Raw genomic sequence first — 19,416 nt, forward strand, 5'->3', positions numbered from 1 at the left:
GCCACCCACCGAGCTACGACATGGGTGTTGATTTTTTCGCACAGCTACCCCGCGCTAGCCTCCGCGCCGTGGCTAAGAAAGCGGCCGGCACTCCGGCAACGGTGCTGCTCACTGCGCAGAAGGTCGCGCACACCCTGCACACCTACGAGGTCGACGCCGACACCCCCGACTACGGCGCCCGGGTGGCCGAGGCGATCGGCGTCCCTCCGGAGCGGGTCTTCAAGACGCTGATCGCCGCGGTGGACGGCTCCCTGACGACCGCGGTCGTACCCGTGACCGGCGATCTCGACCTGAAGGCCCTGGCCCACGCGGCCGGCGGCAAACGGGCCGCGCTCGCCGACCGGGCCGACGCCGAGCGCAGCAGCGGCTATGTGCGGGGCGGGATCAGCCCGCTGGGTCAGCGCCGCCGCCTGCCCACGGTGATCGACGACTCGGTGATGGCCTTGGATCTGATGTACGTCTCCGCGGGCCGCCGTGGCCTGCAGGTCGCATTGTCGCCGGACGATCTGGTCCGTCTGACCGCCGCAACCCTTGCGCACATTCGGACATAGACCCCATCTGTCCGAGCCGTTACGACACCGTTATGTCCCGGGGCTGATCTTTATCCCGGGATCGGGCAGGTTGGGACCACTGCGTGACTTAGCGTCACGTTGTGGGGCAAGTCCAGCTAGCGGCCCGGAACCGGTGCCGAAGCGGCTACCGGCACAGTCGTCGGTCGCTTCGGGCATGTTGCCGGATTGTTATGCCCTGTGACCAGAACGCCCGGCAACTCTGCTTGTGTAACCGCCCGCAACAGGAATACGTTGCCGGGCACAACAAATGCTCCTGATCCACTGCGTCCTGGGGAGCGAACCCTCCCTCCGCGCAAACTGGAGAATCCGACGAAGGCCCGGATTTACCCGAAAGGACATAAGTAATGCGTAAGGGAATGTTCGCCCTTGCCGCCCTCGGCCTGTTGGCCACCGGCAGCATGGCCGCTTGCGGCTCCGACAGCGACTCCGGTGGCACCGGAAGCAACGGCGGCGGCTCGGCGCCGGGCAAGGTCGGCATCATCCTGCCCGACACGGCCAGCTCGCAGCGCTGGGCCACGGATGACCTGAAGTTCCTCAAGGCGGCCTTCGCGGCCGCCGGTGTTGAGGCCAACATCCAGAACGCCCAGGGTGACAAGAGCGCGTTCCAGACGATCGCGGACGGCATGATCTCCAGCGGCGTCAAGGTTCTGGTCATCGTCAACCTGGACTCCGGCACCGGCAAGGCCGTGCTGGACAAGGCCAAGGCCGCCGGTATCGCCACGATCGACTATGACCGCCTCACCCTGAACGGCGGCGCGAACTACTACGTGTCGTTCGACAACGTCAAGGTCGGCGAGCTGCAGGGCCAGGGTCTGGTCGACTGCCTGACCGCGAACAAGGCGGCCAAGCCGGTCGTGGCCGAGCTCAACGGCTCGCCCACCGACAACAACGCCACGCTGTTCAAGCAGGGCTACGACTCGGTGCTCAAGCCGAAGTACGACGACGGCACCTTCACCAAGGGCCCGGACCAGTCCGTTCCGGACTGGGACAACGCCCAGGCCGGCACGATCTTCGAGCAGATGCTCACCCAGAACAAGCAGATCAAGGGTGTGCTCGCCGCCAACGACGGCCTCGGCAACGCGGTCATCCAGGTGCTGAAGAAGAACAAGCTGAACGGCCAGGTCCCGGTCACCGGCCAGGACGCCACCGTGCAGGGTCTGCAGAACATCCTCGCCGGCGACCAGTGCATGACCGTCTACAAGGCGATCAAGCAGGAGGCCGAGGCGGCTGCCGGGCTGGCCATCTCGCTGGCCAAGGGCGAGACGCCGACCACCGCCACCGGGACCATCAAGGACCCGGAGTCGAACCAGGACGTCAAGTCGGTGCTGCTGACCCCGAAGTCCATCACCAAGGAGACGGTGAAGGACGTCATCGCGGACGGCTTCGTGACCAAGGAAGCCCTCTGCACCGGCAACTTCGCCAAGCTGTGCACGGAAAACGGCATCAGCTGATTTGACTGTGGGGGTCACCCCCGACGGCTGACGAACGGCGCCGCTCACGCCCGCGACTGGGCGTGGGCGGCGCCGGGCGTCGCACCCCCAGAACCGGTCACCAGCAAAGGAGAACCAATCCGTGGCCGCGACACCTCTCCTGGAGCTGCGCGGGATCGACAAGAGTTTCGGTCCCGTCCAGGTCCTGCACGACGTCGGACTCAGCGTCTACCCCGGCGAGGTCACCGCTCTCGTCGGTGACAACGGCGCAGGCAAGTCCACCCTCGTCAAATGCGTCAGTGGTATCTACTCGATGGACGCGGGCACGGTGACGTTCGAGGGCAACCAGGTGGCCATCCACAGCCCCCGGGACGCCTCCGCGCTGGGCATCGAGGTCGTCTACCAGGACCTCGCGCTCTGCGACAACCTGGACATCGTCCAGAACATGTTCCTCGGCCGCGAGAAGACCAGGGGCCTCACCCTGGACGAGGCCACCATGGAGCAGATGGCCGGCGACACCCTGGCCGGCCTGTCCGTCCGCACCGTGAAATCGCTGCGTCAGCTGGTCGCCAGCCTGTCCGGTGGTCAGCGGCAGACGGTGGCGATCGCCAAGGCGGTGCTCTGGAACAGCCGGGTGGTCATCCTCGACGAGCCGACCGCCGCCCTCGGTGTGGCACAGACCGCCCAGGTGCTGGAGCTGGTCCGCCGGCTGGCCGACAACGGCCTCGGCGTGGTGCTCATCTCGCACAACATGAACGACGTGTTCGCGGTCTCCGACCGGATCGCGGCGCTCTACCTCGGCCGCACCGCCGCGCAGGTGAAGGCGACCGACGTCACCCACTCGCAGGTGGTCGAGCTGATCACCGGCGGGCGCAGCGGCAACCTCGGCCTGCCGCCGGAGAAGCCGAGCGAGTACGTCGACATCACTCCGGGAGACGACCAGTGAGCACAACCACGACCGGCCCCGCGGGCGCCGGAAAGGTCCAGGTGGCCAAGCCCACGATCGCCAGCCACGTCAGCGACTACATCGGCCGGGTGCGCGGCGGTGACATCGGCAGCCTCGCGGCCGTCGCCGGTCTCATCGTGCTCTGCCTGGTCTTCGGCATCGCCCGCCCGGACACCTTCATCAGCGCGCTGAACTTCAGCAACCTCTTCTCGCAGGGCGCGGCGGTCATCTTCATCGCCATGGGCCTGGTCTTCGTGCTGCTGCTCGGCGAGATCGACCTGTCCGCCGGTTACACCAGCGGTGTGGCCGGAGCGGTCGCCGCCGTGCTGCTGACCAAGCACGGCTGGTCCTGGTTCACCGCGGTCCCGGCCGCGCTGATCGTCGGCCTGCTGATCGGTTTCCTGCTGGGCTTCCTGGTGTCGAAGATCGGCATCCCGTCGTTCGTCGTCACGCTGGCCGCGTTCCTGAGCTTCCAAGGTGTCCTGCTGGTGTTGCTCAGCGGCGGCACGAACATCTCCATCCAGGACTCGTTCGTGCTCTCGCTGGCCAACAAGAACATGCCGGTCGTCGTGAGCTGGGTGCTCGCCGTGGTCGGCATCGCCGCGTACGCCGCCACCCAGTTCGTCAAGCTGCGCGGCCGCGCCTCCCGGGGCCTGGCCACCGACCCGCTGGGCATCGTGCTGGCCCGGATTGTCGGTCTGGCGCTGGTCGTCCTGATCCCGACCGCCATCCTGTCGCAGGAGCGCGCGATCAACCCGGCGATCAACTCGCTCAAGGGCGTGCCGATCGTCGTGCCGATCCTGGCGGTCTTCGCGGTCATCTGGACGTTCATCCTGGGCCGCACCACCTACGGCCGGCACGTGTACGCGGTCGGCGGCAACGCCGAGGCGGCCCGCCGGGCCGGTATCCCGGTCGACCGGATCCGCATCTCGGTGTTCGTCATCGGCTCGTTCATGGCGGCCATCGGCGGCATCGTCGCGGCCAGCCGGGCCAGCTCGGTGGACCCCCGCTCGGGTGGCTCCAACGTGCTGCTCTACGCGGTCGCCGCGGCGGTCATCGGTGGCACCAGCCTCTTCGGTGGCAAGGGCCGGGTCATCGACGCCGTGCTCGGTGGCACCGTGATCGCGGTCATCGACAACGGCATGGGTCTGATGAACTTCAGCCCCGGCACCAAGTTCATCTTCACCGGTGCGGTGCTGCTGCTGGCCGCCGGCGTCGACGCCCTCTCCAGGCGCAGAGCGGCCGCGACCGGCAACCGATGAATCAGCTCCTGGTGACGGGGACGGCCCGCTGATGCGGGCCGGCCCCACCCAGGAGGAGGTGCGCCGGCACAACTTGGGAACGCTGCTGCGCTATGTCCACGTGCACGGCGCGACCTCCCGTGCCGAACTGACCACCCGGCTCGGCCTCAACCGCAGCACGATCGGGGCGCTCACCGCGGAACTCACCACCGCGGGGCTCGTCAACGAGCGCACTCCGGGCGAGACCGGGCGGGCCGGTCGCCCTTCCCTGGTGGTTCAGCCCGAGAGCTCGAAAGTCTTCGCGTACGCGGTGAGCATCGAGGTGGACCGCCTGCGCGCCGCCCGCATCGGCCTGGGCGGGCGCATCCTGGACCGGCGGGACGCCGCCCGCCCGCGCGGCATGCAGGCGATGGACGCGGTCGAACCGCTGGCCCACTTCATCGACGAGATGCGCGCCTCGGTGCCGGACGGCTCCCGCTACGTGGGCGGCGGCTGCGCGGTGGCCGGCATGGTCCGCCGCGACGACGGCGTGGTCCGGCTCGCGCCCACCGTCGGCTGGGTGGACGAACCGGTCGGTGAGGCGCTCAGCTCCGCGGTGGGCGACCACGGCTCGTTCACCGTCGGCAACGTCGCCGACGTCTCGGCCCTGGTCGAGCACAGCCGCGGCGCCGCGGTCGGCTGCGACAACGTCATCTACCTGTACGGCGACGTGGGCGTCGGCGGCGGCATCATCGCCGGCGGCCGCCGGGTCACCGGGCACGGCGGCTACGGCGGCGAGGTCGGCCACATGGTGGTCAACCCGCACGGCCGGCCGTGCAGCTGCGGCTCGCGGGGCTGCTGGGAGACCGAGATCGGCGAGTCGGCGCTGCTCCAGGCGGCCGGGCGGGCCGGCGAGTCGGGCCGCGACGCGGTGCTCGACGTGGTCGAGGCGGCCATGCGCGGCGACCGCGAGGCTCAGCGGGCGGTACGCCAGGTCGGCGACTGGATCGGCTTCGGCGTCGGCAACCTGGCCAACATCTTCAACCCCGAGGCGGTCATCTTCGGCGGCACGCTGCGCGACATCTACCTGGTCGCGGCGGCGCACATCCGCAGCCGGCTGAACTCGGTCGCCCTGGCCGCGACCCGCGAGCACATCCGCCTGCGTACCCCCGAACTCGGCACCGACGCGGCCCTGATCGGCGCCGGCGAGCTGGCCTTCGAACGGATCCTCGAGGACCCGATGTCAGCGTAGCGGCGGCAGCGCGTCGACCAGCGCGTCCAGCAGCCCGCCGCCGGTGCGGTACGCGCGCGGCTCAGGCAGCTTGGGTACCCCTTCGTCGGGCAGCCCCCAGATCACCCGTCCGGGTTCCAGCGAGTCCAGCGTCTCGTACCACTGCCGTAACGGCTCCCGCAGCTGCACATGCGTGGCGAAGTTCCGCCGCCGCCGGGTCTCGTCGGCATCCCGCCGCGCCTGCAACGCCTCCGCGTCCGGCATGCTGACCAGCACCGCGTCGGCCAGCCCGAGCCGCCCCGACACGAACGCCGTCCGCACCAGCGCCAGCTCACGGTCGAACGTGGCGCGCGGCGCCAGCCCCAGCGCGGCCATACCCCAGGCGTAGTGCAACTTCACCGGATCGGTGTCACAGAACGCGATGCCGTCGGCGCGCTCGAGCTCGACGGCGTCCGCCCAGCGCTTGATGCTGACCCGCGCCCAGTGCCGGGCCAGCGCCTGCCCATCACCCGGCTCGGCCGGCGCCCCGCCCGCGTCCTCCGCGACAAAGCGGCCCACCTGACGCCGGCACCAGGTCGTCTTGCCCGCCGCCGAGGGCCCCTCCACCACCACGATCACCCCGACACTTTACGAGCCCTCCTCCACCGAACGGACGGTGGGCTATTCCCTCAGCGATGGCTACGTTCAGTGATCATGAGAAGGGGAGCTAACGCCGTGAGCAGGGTGATCGGACATTTCGCACCTGGACTGTTAGTCACCGTCGTGGGTGCACTGATCGTAATGACGATCATCCCCGCCCTCAGCGCCCTGGTGCCGCTTGCCGCCCTGTTCGCCCTGGTGGCGTTCACCGTGTTCCTGGCCTACGCGGTCCTGTCCCACAACCGCCAACTCTGCGAACGCTGCGTCCGCGCCCTCCCGCTGGACGCCGCCTCGGTAGCAAGCCGCTACAGCCTGCGCTTCCGGGTGGCCCACCTCTTCGAGAGCAAGCTGCTGGCCGGCCTGTACCTGGCCGTGGTGCTCGCCTCGGCCCTGCTGTCCACCCACCCGATCGGCCGCTACGGCTGGGCCGCCGTCCAGGCGACGCTGGCCTACCTGCTCTTCGTCTACGTCACCCACCAGCGCCTCCAGCCGTGGTGCCCCCAATGCCGCAACGGAGGCTCCGAAATCCACGCCCCCGCCGAGCCGGTCACCATCAACAGCTGATCCCGCCCTCGTCAGCACGCTCAACTGCTGGTCGCAGCGTGCCCGCTCAAGGGCGAGCGGGCAGGTTGGTTGCCTGGTGCGACTGAAGCTCCACCCATGACCAGCGCGAGCGATGCATCAGACCTCCACCCGGAAGTTCTCCAGCGCGGCCCAACCCGTCAGATGTGGCCATCCACTCGAGCGCGCTCCCTGGGCGCGGTGGCCGTGGCCATGCCGATCGAGGTCTTGCCGATCACCGTGAGCCGGCTCTCCGGCGTCCTCAACGCCCGATCTCCCTGTGGACAGTTCTCCGAACCGTCATTTTCGACCGCTACGTTTGCGCCCACCCAGTGACAGGGTGGGGGAGGTGGCGGCGCCCGCGCGTCTCCGAAATCGAGCCCGAACCCGAGCCCACCCGGCGGTGGCCCAGCCCACCACGACAGAGCGCGGGCGACCCCGCCCATGCACGCCGTGTGCTGCCGCCCAGCACGGCAACCCCACCTCGCAGCGCTGTGCGTTGCGCCACCCTGAACGTGACGCGGCAGTCAGGCTGGGCATCCGTCTCCTGGCGTTTTCTGGCGCCTCGACCGTGCCCCCGCACTTCAGCCCATGGGGAGCCGCGAGCGGCCACCCGGCGCCCAATTCCGAGCGGCAACCGAGGCCGGACGGGAACGTCACACGACGGTAAGGATCTGCGTGCGCCCGCAGGTGCACGATAGGGGTGTGAAGACCTCTCTGCGGGCCGGGTTGGCCGGTGTCGGCGCCGCTGCGGCCGCGCTGGGTGTGGCTGAGCTGGTGGCTGTGGCTACCGGGCCCACGTCGGCGCCGTTGCTTGCGGTTGGGGGCGTGGTTGTCGATCACGTGCCGGCGGGCGTCAAGGATTTTGGCATCGCGGTGTTCGGGGTGCATGACAAGACGGCTCTGTTGACCGGGACGGCGGTTCTGCTCGCGGCCTACGCGTTCGGCGCTGGGGTGGTGGCGGCTCGGCGGTGGTGGGCCGGGGTGGGGCTGGTGGCGGTCTTCGGGATCGTCGGGGTCATCTCGGCGGTCACCCGGCATGACGCGGGGGTGGTGGCCGCGTTGCCTTCGCTGGTGGCGGCGGTGGTCGCGGTGGTGGTGCTCAGGGGGCTGCTGGCTCTGGCGGCGGGGGAGCCGGTGGCGGCGCTGCGGGAGCGGGCGGCGTGGGGGGTTGGCACGGGAGCACGGTCGTCGGGGGCGGGGCGGAACTCGGGGGTGGTGTCGGGGGAGTCGGTGCCGGGTGGCGGGGCGGGCTCCGGTGTTGCGGTTGCCGACCACGATGACGCGTACCCGGGAGAGGGCCGGCGGCGGTTTCTCAAGGGTCTCGGCATCGTGGTGGGGGTTTCGGCGCTGGGCGGGGTGGTCGGGCGGCTGCTGACCGGGCGGCGGGCCGTGAGTCAGGCGCGGCAAGAGGTGGTGCTGCCGGCGGCTCGGCAGAATGCGCCGGTTGTGCCCGCGGGGGTGCAGGTGCCGGGCGCGGTCGCGTACGTGACGAGCAACGATGACTTCTACCGGATCGACACGTCGCTCTACCCGCCGCAGGTGGACCCGTCGACGTGGCAGTTGAAGATCCACGGCATGGTCCGGAACCCGATCACGATCGGCTGGGACGATCTGCTCAAGCGGCCGATGATCGAGCGGTACGTGACGCTGGCCTGTGTGTCCAATGAGGTCGGTGACTCGTTGATCGGCAACGCGCTGTGGCTGGGTGTGCCGATCAAGGAGCTGCTGGACGCGGCCGACCCGCTGCCCGAGGCCGACCAGGTGGTGCAGCGGTCGGTGGACGGGTGGACGTGTGGCAGTCCGACGGCGGTGCTGCGGGACGGGCGGGACGCGATGCTGGCGATCGGGATGAACGGCAAGCCGTTGCCGGTCCAGCACGGGTTTCCGGTGCGAATGGTGGTTCCGGGACTGTATGGCTACGTCAGCGCCTGCAAGTGGATCACCGAGATCGAGCTGGCCCGGTTCGCCGACTTCGACGCCTACTGGGTGCCGCGGGGCTGGTCGGCGCAGGGGCCGATCAAGACGCAGTCGCGCATCGACACGCCCCGGGCCGGCGCCTCGAAGCAGGCCGGGCCGGTGACCATCGCCGGTGTGGCCTGGGCGCAGCACAAGGGGATCGCCAAGGTCGAGGTTCAGGTCGACGGCGAGCCGTGGCAGGTCGCGACGCTCGCCGACACGGTCAGCAGCGACACCTGGCGCCAGTGGAGCTACGGGTGGAACGCCGCCAAGGGCAAACACCATGTGCGGGTACGCGCGACCGACACGACCGGCTACACGCAGACGAGCACCCCGGCGCCACCGGCCCCGGACGGCGCCACGGGTTGGCACGGCATCGATGTCACGATTGAGTAGACCTGAGTACGTGAGGACGCACTTTTCGTCCGACTCAGCGAAGTAGTTCGCTCATACGGTGGCTTGCATGTCCACCGATGCGGTCGGAGAACCGCTGAACACGACAACGACGCGGCCCCCCGCAGGGGACCGCGTCCTGAGCTGTGTGGTGAGTCCGCGCGGCGCCGCGCGACGGCGTCAAGCGGCTGGTGCCTGCCGTTGCGCCGGCACCGACTTGTGGGGACGGCCGAGGCGCGCCTCGAGCCGGGCAAGGTCGACGCGCCCGTGACGCCGGTCGGCCAGGTCCTCCCAGCCGACGGCGAGCAGCCGCAGCCGCTCCGCTTCGCTGAAACCTCCCCAGACCCCGTACGGCTCACGGATCGCCAGGGCGTGTGCGGCGCACTCAGCCCGGACCGGGCAGGCGCCACACATCGACTTGGCCTTCGCCTCGCGGCGGTTGCGGGACGACCCGCGTTCGCCGTCGGGGTGGAAGAACTGCGCACTGTCCCGGCCACGGCAAATTCCGAGTCGCTGCCAGTCCCAAAGGTCGGCGATGGGCCCGGGCAGTCTGCGAACGTTCGACATCAACACCCTCCTCCCGCGCGGCACCGCGGAGTGTTGTCACGAGGGCCTAGCTCAGGCCTGACGCGGTTGTACCCCGGTATTTCCGCGCTCAACCCGACTTCGTCGATGTCATCTGCGGGCGTATCCCATTGCGGCCGTAACTCGTCCCTATCTTTCCCGTTTTTTCCATCTAAAGCGCGTAATGCTGCGGCCCTCGCGTGATCTCCTCTGAGAGAGAAGGAGGATCACTGTGCGTACCGTCCTCGTGTGCGTCCGTACCCCGCTGGCGGCTCAGACCGTGGCGTCCACCGCGGCCCGGCTCGGCATGACCGGGGTCGTCCGGACTGCGGTCAGCGAGACCGAAGCCATGATCCGTCTGGCTGAAAGGCCGGCCGAGGTGGTCCTCGCCGACACCGCCGTGACCCGTCCCGACAGCGTCGGTTTCACCCGACGCGTTCTGGCCCGCGCTCCGCAGGCCCAACTGGTGCTCTTCGGCGCCGAAGACCCCCGGGTCGCCGCCGCGGCGGTCGCGGCCGGCGCCCGTGGCGTCATCCGCGGCGTCGAGCACGACCTGGTCAGTGTCGTCGCCAAGGCCCTGCTGCTCCTGCTGTTGCCGGTCCGCCCGCAGGGCATGCCGATCAACGGCGGCAACGCCCAGCCGGCCACGGTCGCCGGCGGCGTCCGTAACACCAACTCCACCGCCGGGCGGCCGGCCTACCGCGACGGCGTTCCGATGACCACGGCCAACGCCGCCAGCGTTCCGGCCATGCTCGGCCCGAACAGCAGTCCGATGGTCCCGGCGCAGCGTGGCGACGCGCCGATCGACCCGGCCACCGGCCGGCCGATGGTGGCCTGGCCGGGCAACGAGGTGGGCGTCGGCGTGGCCGAGGCGCAACCCACCGGACGCCGGCTCACCCTCACCGAGCGTGAGTTGCAGGTCTTGCGGGGCATGGCCGACGGCAAGAGCAACGCGGAGATCGGGCGTGAGCTCTTCGTCTCCGAGGACACCGTCAAGACGCACGCCCGGCGGCTGTTCCGCAAGCTGGGCGCCCGCGACCGCGCCCACGCGGTGGCGGCCGGTTTCCGAGCCGGCCTGGTCGCCTGATCTTCGTCTGAGGGGGCCGTCGACTCAGCTGGAGTCGTCGGTCCCTTCGGCGAGCGTGTCGTGTACGCCGTCGGCGTAACCGCGGGCGTATTCCCACGTCACGTAGTGGTCTGGATCCGGATCGTAGGCGGGCTCGTGCACCCGGGGGCGGCCGCTGGTGAGCAGGTGGCGCAGGTTGCCGCGGAGCAGGTCCCAGTCGAAGTAGTGCGGCTCGTGGCAGTCTTCACACTCGATGACCAGACCGCGGATCCCGGTCGGGCTGAGAAGAGCCTGGTAGACCTCGAGATCGCTGAGGTCCTCGAGGACGTCCTGACGCTCGACCTCGGTCAGCGGATCGTTCTCGGCGTCCTCGCCCGGGTCGTCGAGCCCCGCGGCCGGGTCGGCCGGATCCCCGTTGAACGGGTCGATGGGTTCATCCTGCACCCTGTCACCGTACCCACATCCGCGCCGTCTGTGCTGGCCCGGACCGCTTGTCCGCCCCGCAGTCGCGCGCGAGGCGATGGGTAGGATGAACAATCACCGTCTCCTCCTCCCGACAAGGATGATCTGTGGACGCCGACTCCGCCCGCACCGTGCCTCTCGGACTCACCTTCGACGATGTCCTGCTCCAGCCTGGCGAGTCTGATGTCGTGCCCAGCCGGGTCAACACGATCACCCGGCTCACCCGCAATGTCTCGCTGAACATCCCGTTGCTGTCCAGCGCCATGGACACGGTGACCGAGGCGCGGATGGCGATCGCGATGGCCCGCGAGGGCGGCATCGGCGTGCTCCACCGCAACCTCTCGGCGGAAGACCAGGCGACCCAGGTCGACCTGGTCAAGCGGTCCGAGTCCGGCATGATCACCAACCCGGTCACCTGCGGCCCGGACGATACTCTGCAACAGGTCGACCAGCTGTGCGGGCGCTTCCGCATCTCCGGCCTGCCGGTGGTCGACGCCACCGGCACCCTGGTCGGCATCGTCACCAACCGTGACATGCGTTTCGTCACCGACCTCAGCACGAAGGTGCGCGAGGTGATGACCCGCAGCCCGCTGATCACCGCGCCGGTCGGGGTCAGCAAGGACGAGGCGCTCACCCTGCTCCAGCGGCACAAGATCGAGAAGCTGCCGCTGGTCGACGACAACGGGCGGCTGCGCGGGCTGATCACCGTCAAGGACTTCACCAAGTCGGAGCAATACCCGAACGCCGCCAAGGACGACCAGGGCCGGCTCCGGGTGGCCGCCGCGGTGGGGGTGGGCGACGACTCGTACAAGCGGGCCCGTGGCCTGATCGACGCCGGCGTCGACGTGGTGATCGTCGACACGGCGCACGGCCACCAGCGGATGGTGCTCGAGATGATCGCCCGGCTGAAGAAGGACACCGCCACCGAGATCGTGGGCGGCAACATCGCCACCTATGCCGGGGCCAAGGCCCTGGTCGAGGCCGGCGCCGACGCCGTGAAGGTGGGTGTCGGGCCGGGCGCGATCTGCACCACCCGGGTGGTCGCGGGCGTGGGCGTGCCCCAGATCACCGCGGTGATGGAGGCGACGCGGGCCTGCCGGCCGGCGGGGGTACCGGTGATCGCCGACGGCGGCGTGCAATATTCCGGCGACCTGGCCAAGGCGATCGTGGCCGGCGCCGACACGGTCATGCTGGGCAGCCTGCTGGCCGGGTGCGAAGAGAGCCCCGGCGACCTGATCTTCGTCAACGGCAAGCAGTACAAGCAGTACCGCGGGATGGGCTCGCTGGGCGCGATGCAGTCGCGTGGTCAGGCGAAGTCGTACTCCAAGGACCGCTATTTCCAGCAGGATGTCAACGAGGACAAGCTGGTCCCCGAGGGCGTCGAGGGCCAGGTGCCCTATCGTGGTCCGCTGTCGCGGGTCGCACACCAGCTCATCGGCGGGTTGCGTGCCTCGATGGGCTACGTCGGCGCCGAGACGGTTCCCGACTTGCAGGAGCGTGGGCAGCTCATCAGGATTACCGCGGCCGGTCTCAAGGAGAGCCACCCGCACGACATCCAGATGACCGTCGAGGCACCCAACTACTTCAGCCGGTAAGAAGAGGTATGAGACATGCGTGACGTCGTCGAGATCGGCCTGGGCAAGACCGCACAGCGGGGCTATCACCTCGACGACATCGCGATCGTGCCGAGCCGGCGCACCCGCGACGTCGATGACGTGTCGACCGAGTGGAAGCTGGACGCCTACCCGTTCAAGATCCCGTGCGTGGCTCATCCGTCCGACGCGACGATGAGCCCCGACTCGGCGATCGCGCTGGGCCGGCTCGGCGGCCTCGGTGTGCTCAACGCCGAGGGCCTCTGGACCCGGTACGAGGACCCGACCAACGTCCTGGCCGAGCTGGCCAAGCTCGACGAGGAGGCGGACGCCACCCAACGGCTGCAAGAGGTGTACGCCGAGCCGATCAAGCCACACCTGATCGCCGACCGGGTCCGCGCGATCCGTGAGGGCGGCGTGACCGTGGCGGTCCGGGTGTCGCCGCAGCACACCCTGGCCCTGGCCCCGGTGGTCCTCGACGCCGGCGTCGACCTGCTGGTCATCCAGGGGACGCTGGTCAGCGCCGAGCACGTGAGCACCACGGACGAGCCGCTGAACCTCAAGGAGTTCATCGCCGACCTCGACCTGCCGGTGATCGTCGGCGGCTGCACCGACTACAAGACCGCCCTCCACCTGATGCGGACCGGGGCGGCCGGCGTGATCATCGGCGTCGGCGCCGACGAGTGGTCGACGACCGACACCGTGCTGGGCATCCGGGTGCCGATGGCCACCGCGATCGCCGACGCGGCCGCGGCCCGTCGCGACTACCTGGACGAGACCGGCGGCCGCTACGTCCACCTGATCGCCGACGGCGGCATCCAGACCAGCGGCGACATCGCCAAGGCGATCGGCTGCGGCGCCGACGCGGTGATGCTGGGCGAGCCGCTGTCGCTGGCCGAGGGCGCGCCGGCCGGTGGCGCGTGGTGGCACTCGGCGGCCAGCCACCCGCTGCTGCCGCGCGGCGGCTTCTGCATCGCCGGCGAGCCCGACGGCACGCTGGAGGAACTGCTGTACGGCCCGGCCAACCGGCCCGACGGCCAGCTCAACCTGTTCGGCGGCCTGAAGCGCGCGATGGCCAAGTGCGGCTACCACGACGTCAAGGAGTTCCAGAAGGTCTCCCTGGTCCTCGACCACCAGTAAGAGGCGACCACCAGTAACCAGTAAGAAGCGACCACCAGTAGGGCGACCTTTCGGTCGCTTTACGACCGGCCGACGTACTGTCGGTCGATGCGACGAGGGTGGATCGCGGCGGCCGCCGTGGTGGTGATCGCCGGCTGTTCGACGAGCGAGCCGGCGACTCCGGTGAGCACACCGCCGATGCAGCGGAACTTCACCGCCGGAGCCGACGGGATCGGGGACGGCTATTTCCCGACCTACGGCAACGGCGGGTACGACGTGGCCGGCTACGACCTGAAGCTCCGCTTCAACCCCGGAACCGGCGAGCTCGGCGGCACGGCGACTGTCACCGCCACCGCGACCCAGAATCTGTCGTCGTTCAACCTGGACCTGGCCGGCCTGACCGTGAGCGCGGTGACCGTCGACCGGGCGACGGCCCGCTTCGCCGCCGCCCGCAACGAGCTGACCATCACCCCGGCCACCGGCATCGTCGACAAGACCCGGTTCACGGCGGTCATCGACTACGCCGGCACGCCGGGGCCGATCGGCAACGAGACCCTGGGCAAGGGCGGCTGGCTGCGTACCGAGGACGGCGGTTTCGCCCTGGGCCAGCCCGAGTCGGCGAGCACGTGGTTCCCGGTCAACGACCACCCGTCCGACAAGGCGACGTTCAAGCTGGCGATGACCGTGCCCGACGGCGTCGAGGCGATCAGCAACGGCGTGCCCGGCGGCTCGACCACCACCGCCGGCTGGACCACCTGGACCTGGACCGAGACGGCGCCGCTGGCCTCCTACCTGTCATTCGTGGCGATCGGCCGGTACCGCGTCGAAAGCACCACCCACCTGGGCAAGCCGATGGTGATCGCGATCCCCGAGTCGTTGCCTGCGGACGGGCCGGCCGCGAAGACGATGGCCCGCACCGGCGAGATCACCGACTTCCTGGCCACCCAGTTCGGCCCGTACCCGTTCGACGCGTACGGCGCCGTGGTGATCGACGACGAGCGGGTCGGTTACGCGTTGGAGACCCAGTCCCGCCCGGTCTACGGCTCGACGTTCTTCCAGGGCGGCGAGAACGACGGCGTGGTCGCGCACGAGCTGGCCCACCAGTGGTTCGGCGACAGCGTCGCGCTCGAGCGCTGGGAGGACATCTGGCTCAACGAGGGCTTCGCCACGTACGCCGAATGGCTCTGGGCCGAGCACGGCGGCCGGACCACCGCGCAGCAGATCTTCGACCGGCAGTACGCCTCGTTCGACTGGAAGCAGACGCCCGGCCGGCCCGGGACGGCGGGCCTGTTCGGCGAGGCGGTCTACATCCGCGGCGGCATGACCGTGCACGCGCTCCGGAAGACGATCGGCGACCCGGCGTTCTTCGGGCTGCTGAAGTCGTGGCCGGCGCAGTACGCGAACGGCAACGCGACCACGGCCGACTTTATCGCGGCGGCGGAGAAGGCGGCCGGCGGCAAGAAGCTCGGCCCGTTCTTCGACAGCTGGCTCTACGGAAAGACCAAGCCGTCACCTGTGTCGTAGCGTGGGGTGCTGCGCGAGGAACGGCCCGGGGCGGTCGGCCGCGACGGCCTTGAGGAAGTCACGCCCGACCGGCTGGAGCTGCTCGCCGAGGTAGCCGCCGCCGCTGCCGACCGAGTCGCCGGGCAACGAGACCATGGTGATCCGGCTGGGTTCGAGGTCGCGCAGGGCGTACGCGAACTCGATCGGGCTCCGCGCCCCGGTGTACTGCAGGGTCTCGCCGAGCCCCCGGATCACCGTCTCCAGTTTCGCCGGGTCGGTGGCGAGGCCGCCGCCGGCCGCCTTGGCGAGCAGGGCGGTGACCAGTTGCCGCTGGTGCCGCTGCCGGTCGTAGTCGCCGTTCTTCAGCCCGTACCGCTGCCGGGCGTAGTCGAGCGCCTGCCAGCCCTTGAAGGTGCGGGTGCCGGGCAGGTAGGTGGCCTGCGGGCCGACGTAGGCGCCGCCCCGCAGCTCGCGCATCGACCCGTCCGGCTTGCGGTGCTGGGATTGCACCTTGGTGTCGACGCGCATGGTCACGCCGCCGAGCGCGTCGGTCAGCCGGCTCAGCCCGGTGAACGTCAGCACGGCGCCGCCGTCGAACGACTTGATGCCGGTGTAGTTCGAGATCACCTGGCGCAGGAAGGCGTACCCCTGCTCGGGCTTGGGCCGGCCGGAGCCGGGCACCCGCGCGCCGCGGCTCATCGCCTCGGTGATCTTGTATTGGCCGCCGGGGAAACCGGCCGGCCGGTACGGCGGCATCTTCACGCGCAGGTCGCGGGGGAGCGAGTAGAGGTAGGCGCTCTTCAGGTCGGGCTCGAGGTGCAGCAGCATGATCGTGTCGGCGTGCGGTTCCCAGTCCGGGATGCTCTTGCGGGTGTCGACGCCGATCAGCAGCAGGTCGAGCGGGCCGGAGATGTCGGCTCCGGGCGGCGGCGCCGGGCTGGCCGAGGCCGGCGGGACCGACGGCGCCGTGGACGGCAGGGGCGAGGCGGCCGGTGGGGCGTCATCACCGCGGACGGCCAGCGCGACAGCGATCCCGGCGCCGACCAGCACCAGGGCCACCGTGACGGCCGCGACCACGATGATCCGCTTCCGCTGCATGGCAGCAGAGTAGTTCACCAGGCGCAACGACTTCGCTCCCCAACGAGACCGCCGCGCGTCGCCCTTCCGGCTGACCCTTGGTATCCATGCGGGTTATCACGAGCGTTCTGGCCGGGCTGATGCTGACCGCGGCGGTGCCGGCGACGTCGGCCTTCGCCGCCGAGGAGGCGGTGGGCCTGGTCGTCGGGGTGCGCGGCGAGGTGGATCTCCCGGCCCGGGCGATCGAGACGGGTACGCTGCCCGGCGCGCTCACGGTCGACGTCCCGCGCAGCCGGGTCGCCGCGGTGGCCGACGAGCTCCGGGCCGACCCGGCTGTCGCGTACGTGGAGCCCGACCACATCGCCCACGCCGCCGCCGTGGTCACCCCGAACGACCCCTACTACGCGCAGCAGTGGGGCATCGCCAAGACCCGGGTGAACACCGCCTGGACCGCCTCGCGCGGTTCGGCCGCGATCACCGTCGCGGTCGTCGACACCGGCGTGAAGCGGCTGCCCGACCTGGCCGCCAACCTGCTCCCCGGCTATGACTTCGTGAACTCCGACACCGACCCGGCCGACGACGACGGCCACGGCACGATGACCGCCCAGGTGATCGCGGCCACCCCGAACAACGGCGCCGGCGTGGCCGGGATCTGCTGGACCTGCAAGATCCTCCCGGTCAAGGTGCTCGGGGCCGGCGGCAGCGGCTCGTACTCGAACATCGCGGCCGGCATCCGGTACGCCGCCGACCACGGCGCCGACATCATCAACCTGTCGCTGGGCGGCTCCTCGGACAGCCAGGTGCTGCGTTCTGCGGTGGCTTACGCGGTGAGCAAGAACGCCCTGGTCATCGCCGCGGCCGGCAACGAGGGCAGTGCCGCCCTGCACTACCCGGCGGCGATGCCGAGCGTGCTCGCGGTCGGCGCGTCCACCCCGGGCGACGCCCGCTACCCGTGGTCCAACTACGGCGCCTCCTGGGCCGACCTGGCCGCCCCCGGCTGCAACCCGGTCCTGAACACCGCCGGTGTGCTGACCAACTTCTGCGGCACCTCGTCGGCGACCCCGTTCGCGTCCGGCGTCGCGGCCCTGCTGGTCGCGGCCAAGCCCGCCGCCACACCGGCGACGGTTCGCCTGGCGCTGGAGAAGACCGCGGTCAAGCTGGCCGGCAACTGGCTCGCCGCCGGCTCAGGCCGGATCGACGCGGCCGCCGCCCTGAGCACGGTCCGGGGGCAGGCGATCGACGTGACCGGTCCGGCGGTGACGATCACCCGTGGGGCCGCCAGCGGCGCCCGCGTTGCCAGCACCACGCCCTACGGCGTGCGGGCCACCGACCCGTCCGGTGTCACGCGCCTCGAGCTCTACGTCAACGGCAAGGTCTACCAGCGGGTGGCCGGTGCGGCGTACACGTTCGCGGTCCCGGCCTGGAAGTTCGGCAAGGTCGTGCGGGTGCAGGCCAAGGCGTACGACCGGCTCGGCAACGCCCGCTTCACCCCGACCCGGACCTGGTACCGCTGACGCCGGTAAACTCGCTGGTCATGACGACCCCCCGACCCGTGCTCGTTGTCGACTTCGGCGCGCAATACGCCCAGCTCATCGCCCGTCGGGTGCGCGAGGCGCGGGTCTACTCGGAGATCGTGCCCCACTCGATGCCGGCCGCCGAGATGCTGGCCAAGAACCCGGCCGCCATCATCCTGTCCGGCGGACCGTCCAGTGTGTACGAGACCGGCGCCCCTGACCTGGACGCCGGCGTCTTCGACAGCGACGTCCCGGTGTTCGGCATCTGCTACGGCTTCCAGGCGATGGCCCAGGCGCTCGGCGGCACCGTGGCCCACACCGGGGCCCGGGAGTACGGCCGGACGCTGCTCACCGCCCAGGCCGGCACCCTGCTGCGTGACCTGCCCGACAGCCTGCCGGTGTGGATGAGCCACGGCGACAGCGTGACCATCGCCCCGTCCGGCTTCATGGTGACCGCGTCGTCCGGGGGCGCGCCGGTCGCGGCGTTCGAGAACCTCTCCGCCAAGCGGGCCGGCGTGCAGTTCCACCCCGAGGTGGCGCACACCCAGGACGGCCAGCGGATGCTGGAGCGGTTCCTGTACGACATCGCCGGCCTCGCGCCGGACTGGACGCCCACCAACATCATCGAGGACCAGGTCGCCGCCATCCAGGCCAAGGTCGGCGACAAGCAGGTGATCTGCGGGCTGTCCGGCGGCGTCGACTCGGCGGTGGCCGCGGCGCTCGTCCACAAGGCCGTCGGCGACCAGCTCACCTGCGTCTTCGTCGACCACGGGCTGCTGCGCGCGGGCGAGGCCGAGCAGGTCGAGAAGGACTACGTCGCGGCCACCGGCATCCGGCTCAAGGTGGTCGACGCGGCCGACCGGTTCCTCGGCGCGCTGGCCGGCGTGGAAGACCCGGAGCAGAAGCGGAAGATCATCGGCCGTGAGTTCATCCGGGTTTTCGAGCAGGCGGCCCGCGAGGTGGACGCCGAGCGGCACGTCGAGTTCCTGGTGCAGGGCACGCTCTACCCCGACGTGGTGGAGTCCGGCGGCGGCACCGGCACGGCCAACATCAAGAGCCACCACAACGTCGGCGGCCTGCCCGACGACCTGAAGTTCGCGCTGGTCGAGCCGCTGCGCACGCTGTTCAAGGACGAGGTCCGGGCGCTCGGCGCCGAGCTGGGCCTGCCCGAGGAGATCGTCCAGCGGCACCCGTTCCCCGGGCCCGGCCTGGCCATCCGGATCATCGGCGCGGTCTCCAAGGACCGCCTCGACCTGCTGCGGGCGGCCGACCTGATCGCTCGCGAGGAGCTGACCGCGGCCGGCCTCGACCGCGACGTGTGGCAGTTCCCGGTGGTGCTGCTGGCCGACGTGCGCAGCGTGGGCGTGCAGGGCGACGGCCGCACCTACGGCCACCCGGTGGTGCTGCGGCCGGTCTCCAGCGAAGACGCGATGACCGCCGACTGGTCCCGGCTGCCCTACGACCTGATCGCCAAGATCTCGACCCGCATCACCAACGAGGTGCCCGAGGTCAACCGCGTCGTGCTCGATGTCACGTCGAAGCCGCCGGGCACCATCGAGTGGGAGTAG

At 70.3% G+C, this 19,416-nt stretch carries 17 protein-coding genes; 13 read left to right on the forward strand and 4 right to left on the reverse strand.

The window, feature by feature from the left end; all coding sequences use genetic code 11:
* Positions 1-68: 68 nt before the first annotated feature.
* The 5 genes from ybaK (at position 69) to AB0O15_RS15165 (ending at position 5,420) form a co-directional block, all read left to right on the forward strand.
* Positions 69-551, forward strand: coding sequence for a Cys-tRNA(Pro) deacylase (gene ybaK / locus AB0O15_RS15145; protein WP_364318576.1), 483 nt, complete (start codon positions 69-71; stop codon positions 549-551).
* 365 nt (positions 552-916) lie between these two features.
* Positions 917-2,023, forward strand: coding sequence for a substrate-binding domain-containing protein (locus tag AB0O15_RS15150; RefSeq protein WP_364318578.1), 1,107 nt, complete (start codon positions 917-919; stop codon positions 2,021-2,023).
* A gap of 121 nt (positions 2,024-2,144) precedes the next feature.
* Complete coding sequence (locus AB0O15_RS15155) at positions 2,145-2,948, forward strand: ATP-binding cassette domain-containing protein (protein WP_364318580.1); 804 nt, start codon at positions 2,145-2,147, stop codon at positions 2,946-2,948.
* Positions 2,945-4,210 (forward strand): ABC transporter permease, encoded by a 1,266-nt coding sequence (locus AB0O15_RS15160; RefSeq protein ID WP_364318582.1) that lies wholly within the window; start codon positions 2,945-2,947, stop codon positions 4,208-4,210. The genes AB0O15_RS15155 and AB0O15_RS15160 overlap by 4 nt, the downstream gene beginning before the upstream one ends.
* A gap of 31 nt (positions 4,211-4,241) precedes the next feature.
* Positions 4,242-5,420 (forward strand): ROK family protein, encoded by a 1,179-nt coding sequence (locus AB0O15_RS15165; RefSeq protein WP_364318584.1) that lies wholly within the window; start codon positions 4,242-4,244, stop codon positions 5,418-5,420.
* Here the strand turns inward: AB0O15_RS15165 and AB0O15_RS15170 are convergent.
* The gene (locus tag AB0O15_RS15170; RefSeq protein WP_364318586.1) at positions 5,412-6,017 is read right to left on the reverse strand and encodes a hypothetical protein; all 606 of its coding nucleotides are present in this window, start codon (positions 6,015-6,017) and stop codon (positions 5,412-5,414) included. The genes AB0O15_RS15165 and AB0O15_RS15170 overlap by 9 nt on opposite strands.
* A 162-nt stretch (positions 6,018-6,179) precedes the next feature.
* On the opposite strand from AB0O15_RS15170, the gene AB0O15_RS15175 reads away from it, so the two are divergent.
* Both AB0O15_RS15175 and AB0O15_RS15180 read left to right on the forward strand, forming a co-directional pair.
* Positions 6,180-6,602, forward strand: coding sequence for a hypothetical protein (locus AB0O15_RS15175; RefSeq protein ID WP_364318588.1), 423 nt, complete (start codon positions 6,180-6,182; stop codon positions 6,600-6,602).
* A 702-nt stretch (positions 6,603-7,304) separates the two neighbouring features.
* Positions 7,305-8,954: a molybdopterin-dependent oxidoreductase gene (locus tag AB0O15_RS15180; RefSeq protein ID WP_364318590.1), complete on the forward strand. Its 1,650-nt coding sequence runs from the start codon at positions 7,305-7,307 to the stop codon at positions 8,952-8,954.
* A gap of 177 nt (positions 8,955-9,131) precedes the next feature.
* On the opposite strand, the gene AB0O15_RS15185 is transcribed toward AB0O15_RS15180, so the two are convergent.
* Positions 9,132-9,518 carry a WhiB family transcriptional regulator gene (locus tag AB0O15_RS15185; RefSeq protein WP_364318592.1) on the reverse strand — a complete coding sequence of 129 codons (387 nt, stop codon included), beginning with the start codon at positions 9,516-9,518 and terminating at the stop codon, positions 9,132-9,134.
* A gap of 229 nt (positions 9,519-9,747) precedes the next feature.
* Here AB0O15_RS15185 and AB0O15_RS15190 point away from each other — a divergent pair, with 229 nt between their 5' ends.
* Entirely contained in the window at positions 9,748-10,602 is an 855-nt protein-coding gene (locus AB0O15_RS15190; RefSeq protein WP_364318593.1) for a response regulator transcription factor, read from the forward strand.
* 24 nt (positions 10,603-10,626) lie between these two features.
* Here the strand turns inward: AB0O15_RS15190 and AB0O15_RS15195 are convergent, their stop codons facing one another.
* Positions 10,627-11,025: a DUF5319 domain-containing protein gene (locus tag AB0O15_RS15195; RefSeq protein WP_364318595.1), complete on the reverse strand. Its 399-nt coding sequence runs from the start codon at positions 11,023-11,025 to the stop codon at positions 10,627-10,629.
* A gap of 125 nt (positions 11,026-11,150) precedes the next feature.
* On the opposite strand from AB0O15_RS15195, the gene guaB reads away from it, so the two are divergent.
* From guaB to AB0O15_RS15210, 3 genes are all read left to right on the forward strand, one after another.
* Complete coding sequence (guaB, locus tag AB0O15_RS15200) at positions 11,151-12,638, forward strand: IMP dehydrogenase (RefSeq protein ID WP_364318596.1); 1,488 nt, start codon at positions 11,151-11,153, stop codon at positions 12,636-12,638.
* Positions 12,639-12,653: 15 nt separating this feature from the next.
* Positions 12,654-13,775 (forward strand): GuaB3 family IMP dehydrogenase-related protein, encoded by a 1,122-nt coding sequence (locus tag AB0O15_RS15205; protein WP_364318598.1) that lies wholly within the window; start codon positions 12,654-12,656, stop codon positions 13,773-13,775.
* 87 nt (positions 13,776-13,862) lie between these two features.
* Positions 13,863-15,278, forward strand: a complete 1,416-nt coding sequence (locus AB0O15_RS15210) for a M1 family metallopeptidase (RefSeq protein WP_364318600.1) — start codon at positions 13,863-13,865, stop codon at positions 15,276-15,278.
* On the opposite strand, the gene AB0O15_RS15215 is transcribed toward AB0O15_RS15210, so the two are convergent.
* Entirely contained in the window at positions 15,264-16,355 is a 1,092-nt protein-coding gene (locus tag AB0O15_RS15215; protein ID WP_364318602.1) for an LCP family protein, read from the reverse strand. The two genes, AB0O15_RS15210 and AB0O15_RS15215, sit on opposite strands and share 15 nt — an antisense overlap.
* An 86-nt stretch (positions 16,356-16,441) precedes the next feature.
* On the opposite strand from AB0O15_RS15215, the gene AB0O15_RS15220 reads away from it, so the two are divergent.
* Together AB0O15_RS15220 and guaA are read left to right on the forward strand one after the other, a co-directional pair.
* Positions 16,442-17,848 (forward strand): S8 family serine peptidase, encoded by a 1,407-nt coding sequence (locus tag AB0O15_RS15220; protein ID WP_364318603.1) that lies wholly within the window; start codon positions 16,442-16,444, stop codon positions 17,846-17,848.
* Positions 17,849-17,868: 20 nt separating this feature from the next.
* Complete coding sequence (gene guaA, locus AB0O15_RS15225; protein WP_364318605.1) at positions 17,869-19,416, forward strand: glutamine-hydrolyzing GMP synthase; 1,548 nt, start codon at positions 17,869-17,871, stop codon at positions 19,414-19,416.

This window comes from Actinoplanes sp. NPDC089786 (assembly GCF_040684855.1).
Lineage (GTDB): Bacteria > Actinomycetota > Actinomycetes > Mycobacteriales > Micromonosporaceae > Actinoplanes.

Coding starts and splice junctions, on each gene's coding strand:
- AB0O15_RS15150 (WP_364318578.1), top strand. CDS start 917: ATGCGTAAGGGAATGTTCGCCCTTGCCGCCCTCGGCCTGTTGGCCACC.
- AB0O15_RS15165 (WP_364318584.1), top strand. CDS start 4,242: ATGCGGGCCGGCCCCACCCAGGAGGAGGTGCGCCGGCACAACTTGGGA.
- AB0O15_RS15175 (WP_364318588.1), top strand. CDS start 6,180: ATGACGATCATCCCCGCCCTCAGCGCCCTGGTGCCGCTTGCCGCCCTG.
- AB0O15_RS15185 (WP_364318592.1), bottom strand. CDS start 9,518: ATGTCGAACGTTCGCAGACTGCCCGGGCCCATCGCCGACCTTTGGGAC.
- AB0O15_RS15205 (WP_364318598.1), top strand. CDS start 12,654: ATGCGTGACGTCGTCGAGATCGGCCTGGGCAAGACCGCACAGCGGGGC.
- AB0O15_RS15210 (WP_364318600.1), top strand. CDS start 13,863: ATGCGACGAGGGTGGATCGCGGCGGCCGCCGTGGTGGTGATCGCCGGC.
- AB0O15_RS15215 (WP_364318602.1), bottom strand. CDS start 16,355: ATGCAGCGGAAGCGGATCATCGTGGTCGCGGCCGTCACGGTGGCCCTG.
- AB0O15_RS15220 (WP_364318603.1), top strand. CDS start 16,442: ATGCGGGTTATCACGAGCGTTCTGGCCGGGCTGATGCTGACCGCGGCG.
- guaA (WP_364318605.1), top strand. CDS start 17,869: ATGACGACCCCCCGACCCGTGCTCGTTGTCGACTTCGGCGCGCAATAC.